At 55.3% G+C, this 5,423-nt stretch carries 3 rRNA genes; all 3 read left to right on the forward strand.

Going from position 1 to position 5,423, the window contains the following annotated elements:
* The first annotated feature begins 50 nt into the window (after positions 1–50).
* The 3 genes from HF989_RS10635 to rrf all read left to right on the forward strand — a co-directional run bounded on the left by HF989_RS10635 (position 51) and on the right by rrf (position 5,397).
* A 16S ribosomal RNA gene (locus HF989_RS10635) occupies positions 51–1,570 on the forward strand.
* Between the two features lie 416 nt (positions 1,571–1,986).
* Positions 1,987–5,080 (forward strand): 23S ribosomal RNA (locus HF989_RS10640).
* A 199-nt stretch (positions 5,081–5,279) separates the two neighbouring features.
* A 5S ribosomal RNA gene (gene rrf, locus HF989_RS10645) occupies positions 5,280–5,397 on the forward strand.
* The 16S, 23S and 5S rRNA genes sit together here, the layout of an rRNA operon.
* Positions 5,398–5,423: the final 26 nt, after the last annotated feature.

Consider the following 5,423-nt stretch of genomic DNA (forward strand, 5'->3'; position numbering starts at 1 on the left):
GTTTTTGGTTGGGTTTCGGGCTTTTCACGGCCTTGTTTCTTGCTGAAACTTTTGTGGAGAGTTTGATCCTGGCTCAGGATGAACGCTGGCGGCGTGCTTAACACATGCAAGTCGAACGGAAAGGCCCAAGCTTGCTTGGGTACTCGAGTGGCGAACGGGTGAGTAACACGTGGGTGATCTGCCCTGCACTTCGGGATAAGCCTGGGAAACTGGGTCTAATACCGGATAGGACGATGGTTTGGATGCCATTGTGGAAAGTTTTTTCGGTGTGGGATGAGCTCGCGGCCTATCAGCTTGTTGGTGGGGTAATGGCCTACCAAGGCGTCGACGGGTAGCCGGCCTGAGAGGGTGTACGGCCACATTGGGACTGAGATACGGCCCAGACTCCTACGGGAGGCAGCAGTGGGGAATATTGCACAATGGGCGCAAGCCTGATGCAGCGACGCCGCGTGGGGGATGACGGCCTTCGGGTTGTAAACTCCTTTCGCTAGGGACGAAGCGTTTTTGTGACGGTACCTGGAGAAGAAGCACCGGCTAACTACGTGCCAGCAGCCGCGGTAATACGTAGGGTGCGAGCGTTGTCCGGAATTACTGGGCGTAAAGAGCTCGTAGGTGGTTTGTCGCGTCGTTTGTGTAAGCCCGCAGCTTAACTGCGGGACTGCAGGCGATACGGGCATAACTTGAGTGCTGTAGGGGAGACTGGAATTCCTGGTGTAGCGGTGGAATGCGCAGATATCAGGAGGAACACCGATGGCGAAGGCAGGTCTCTGGGCAGTAACTGACGCTGAGGAGCGAAAGCATGGGTAGCGAACAGGATTAGATACCCTGGTAGTCCATGCCGTAAACGGTGGGCGCTAGGTGTGAGTCCCTTCCACGGGGTTCGTGCCGTAGCTAACGCATTAAGCGCCCCGCCTGGGGAGTACGGCCGCAAGGCTAAAACTCAAAGGAATTGACGGGGGCCCGCACAAGCGGCGGAGCATGTGGATTAATTCGATGCAACGCGAAGAACCTTACCTGGGCTTGACATACACCAGATCGCCGTAGAGATACGGTTTCCCTTTGTGGTTGGTGTACAGGTGGTGCATGGTTGTCGTCAGCTCGTGTCGTGAGATGTTGGGTTAAGTCCCGCAACGAGCGCAACCCTTGTCTTATGTTGCCAGCACGTGATGGTGGGGACTCGTGAGAGACTGCCGGGGTTAACTCGGAGGAAGGTGGGGATGACGTCAAATCATCATGCCCCTTATGTCCAGGGCTTCACACATGCTACAATGGTCGGTACAACGCGCATGCGAGCCTGTGAGGGTGAGCGAATCGCTGTAAAGCCGGTCGTAGTTCGGATTGGGGTCTGCAACTCGACCCCATGAAGTCGGAGTCGCTAGTAATCGCAGATCAGCAACGCTGCGGTGAATACGTTCCCGGGCCTTGTACACACCGCCCGTCACGTCATGAAAGTTGGTAACACCCGAAGCCAGTGGCCTGTTACAGGGAGCTGTCGAAGGTGGGATCGGCGATTGGGACGAAGTCGTAACAAGGTAGCCGTACCGGAAGGTGCGGCTGGATCACCTCCTTTCTAAGGAGTTTTTTCGGCTCACAGTTGTGAGCTTGTTTTTTGTGTGGTTGATGTCGCCGAGTGTGCGACTGCCATGAAATATGTTTGCCGGGTGGACGCGCACCGTGTGGTGGTTGGTGCATGATCGTCGGTGATCATGCGGTGTACTGCTAAGTGGTGGGTGTTGACTGTGTGGTGTTGGGTGGGTGATACACACGCCTGCGCGTGACAGAAGATGTAATGCATTGGTGCACTGTTGGGTGTCTGGGGCAGCACAGGTTATTGTGTGTCCTTGTTGGGCCCTTTCTCGTGAGCCGGCGGCGGTCATTGCCGCTTGGTTTCATGTGGGGGTTGTGTTGTGTGAGAACTGTATAGTGGACGCGAGTATCTTTCTTTTTTGTGTTTTGGTGTTATTTACCTTGATTGTTTGTGTGTCCGTGTGTTTTGTTACGGGCGTATGGTGGATGCCTTGGCATGCTGAGCCGATGAAGGACGTGTGAGGCTGCGTTATGCCTCGGGGAGTTGCCAACAAAGCGTTGATCCGAGGATGTCCGAATGGGGAAACCCAGCACCGGTTGTGTGGTGTTACCCGCAGGTGAATGCATAGTCTGTGTGGGGGTTGACGCGGGGAAGTGAAACATCTCAGTACCCGTAGGAGAAGAAAACAATTTGTGATTCCGTGTGTAGTGGCGAGCGATAGCGGATGAGGCTAAACCGTGTGCGTGTGATACCTGGCAGGGGTTGCGTGTGCGGTGTTGTGGGGTGTGTGCGTGTGCAGGCTGCCACCTGCAGGCATGATTCGCGCGTGTCAGTGGAAGCATCTGGGATGGTGCGCCGGAGAGGGTGATGAGTCCCGTACGTGAAGGCATGTGTGGTTGTGTGGTGCATGTCCCCGAGTAGCAGCGGGCTCGTGGAATCTGCTGTGAATCTGCCGGGACCACCCGGTAAGCCTAAATACTCAGTGTGACCGATAGTGGATTAAGTACCGTGAGGGAATGGTGAAAAGTACCCCGGGAGGGGAGTGAAAGAGTTCCTGAAACCATGCGCTTACAATCCGTCAGAGCACCGTTAAGTGTGTGATGGCGTGCCTTTTGAAGAATGAGCCTGCGAGTCAGCGGCATGTCGCGAGGTTAACCCGTTGTGTGGGGTAGTCGTAGCGAAAGCGAATCCGAATAGGGTGTTGTTGAGTGGCATGTCCTGGACCCGAAGCGGGGTGATCTACCCATGGCCAGTGTGAAGCAGCTGTAAGAGGTTGTGGAGGCGCGAACCCACTTAGGTTGAAAACTGAGGGGATGAGCTGTGGGTAGGGGTGAAAGGCCAATCAAACTCCGTGATAGCTGGTTCTCCCCGAAATGCATTTAGGTGCAGCGTGATGTGAGCTTGCCGGAGGTAGAGCTACTGGTTGGTTGAGCGGGACTATCATCTTAGCGACGTCAGCCAAACTCCGAATGCCGGTGAAGTGGTGCATTGCAGTGAGACTGTGGGGGATAAGCTTCATAGTCGAGAGGGAAACAGCCCAGATCGCCGGTTAAGGCCCCTAAGGGTGTGCTAAGTGGAAAAGGATGTGGGATCGCGAAGACAGCCAGGAGGTTGGCTTAGAAGCAGCCATCCTTGAAAGAGTGCGTAATAGCTCACTGGTCGAGTGGTTCCGCGCCGACAATGTAGTGGGGCTCAAGCACACCGCCGAAGCCGCGGCAAGTCCCTTTGTGGATTTGGGTAGGGGAGCGTCGTGTGTGGGGTGAAGCCGTACTGTAAGGAGCGGTGGACTGCATGCGAGTGAGAATGCAGGCATGAGTAACGAATGGCAAGTGAGAATCTTGCCCGCCGGATGACTAAGGGTTCCTGGGTCAAGTTCGTCTTCCCAGGGTGAGTCGGGTCCTAAGGCGAGGCCGACAGGCGTAGTCGATGGTTAACGGGTTGATATTCCCGTACCCGTATATGCGCGCCCAGTATCGAAGCGGTGATACTAACCACCCTGATCTGCCGACGTTTGCCATCCTTTGGGATGGTTGGTTGGTGGTGATGCGTGGGGCCTGATCCGTTGTAGGTCAGTGATGGGGTGACGCAGTGAGGTAGCCGAGCCGCTTATTGGATTGCGGTGCAAGCGTGTGGCACGACAACATTGGTCAAATCCGGTTGTCAATAGTGTGAGGCGTGATGCGTAGCCCTTGTGTGGGTGATGTTGGTGATCCTGGACTGCCGAGAAAAGCCTCTAGCGATGTGTGTGTACGGCCCGTACCCATAACCGACACAGGTGGTCAGGTAGAAAATACTAAGGCGAGCGGGTGAACTGTGGTTAAGGAACTCGGCAAAATGCCCCCGTAACTTCGGGAGAAGGGGGACCCATTCTGGTCAAGCACCTTGTCGTGTGGTAGCTGGTGTGGGTCGCAGAGAAGAGAGGGGAGCGACTGTTTATCAAAAACACAGGTCCGTGCGAAGACGGTTAAGTTGATGTATACGGACTGACGCCTGCCCGGTGCTGGAAGGTTAAGAGGACCTGTTAGGGCTTTTAGGGCCCGAAGCGGAGAATTTAAGCCCCAGTAAACGGCGGTGGTAACTATAACCATCCTAAGGTAGCGAAATTCCTTGTCGGGTAAGTTCCGACCTGCACGAATGGCGTAACGACTCCCCTGCTGTCTCAACCACAGGCCCGGTGAAATTGCAGTACGAGTAAAGATGCTCGTTTCGCGCGGCAGGACGAAAAGACCCCGGGACCTTCACTATAGCTTGGTATTGGCATTCGGTGCGGTTTGTGTAGGATAGGTGGGAGACTTAGAAGCATGCACGCTAGTGTGTGTGGAGTCGTTGTTGAAATACCACTCTGACCGTAGTGGATATCTAACCTTGGCCCATGATCTGGGTTGGGGACAGTGCCTGGTGGGTAGTTTAACTGGGGCGGTTGCCTCCCAAAATGTAACGGAGGCGCCCAAAGGTTCCCTCAGCCTGGTTGGCAATCAGGTGTTTAGAGTGTAAGTGCACAAGGGAGCTTGACTGCGAGACGTACTTGTCGAGCAGGGACGAAAGTCGGGACTAGTGATCCGGCACCTACTTGTGGATGTGGTGTCGCTCAACGGATAAAAGGTACCCCGGGGATAACAGGCTGATCTTCCCCAAGAGTCCATATCGACGGGATGGTTTGGCACCTCGATGTCGGCTCGTCGCATCCTGGGGCTGGAGTAGGTCCCAAGGGTTGGGCTGTTCGCCCATTAAAGCGGCACGCGAGCTGGGTTCAGAACGTCGTGAGACAGTTCGGTCTCTATCCGCCGCGCGCGTTGAAACTTGAAGAAGGCTGTCCCTAGTACGAGAGGACCGGGACGGACGTACCTCTAGTGTGCCAGTTGTTCCGCCAGGGGCATGGCTGGTTGGCTACGTACGGGAGGGATAACCGCTGAAAGCATCTAAGCGGGAAGCCTGTTTTGAGATGAGGTTTCGTTTGAGGTTCCCAGGAGACGACTGGGTTGATAGGCCGGATCTGGAAGCGTAGTGATGCGTGGAGGTGACTGGTACTAATTGGCCGATAAACACCAACACGTCAAACAATTGTTGTTGGTAGGTAACACCGCGTAAAAGGAAGCATGTAAGAAGTCATGCTCGCGTCCACTGTGCAGTCGCTGACACAGCACACCAATATCGCCACCACATGGTGTGTGGTGGTGGGTTGGCTGACGGTGGCTAGATAATTGCATATGTTCGCTGTGTTTGTCAGTGCTGTGCATGCCTTTTTGGGTGTGTCGGTGGTTGATGGCGGCGGGGAAACGCCCGGTCCCTTTCCGAACCCGGAAGCTAAGCCCGCCCGCGCTGATGGTACTGCTCCCGGGAGGGAGTGGGAGAGTAGGTTACCGCCGACGCGTAAAACTTGATATGTTGTGGCACC

Source organism: Corynebacterium mucifaciens (assembly GCF_012396315.1).
GTDB classification, from domain to species: Bacteria; Actinomycetota; Actinomycetes; order Mycobacteriales; family Mycobacteriaceae; genus Corynebacterium; species Corynebacterium mucifaciens.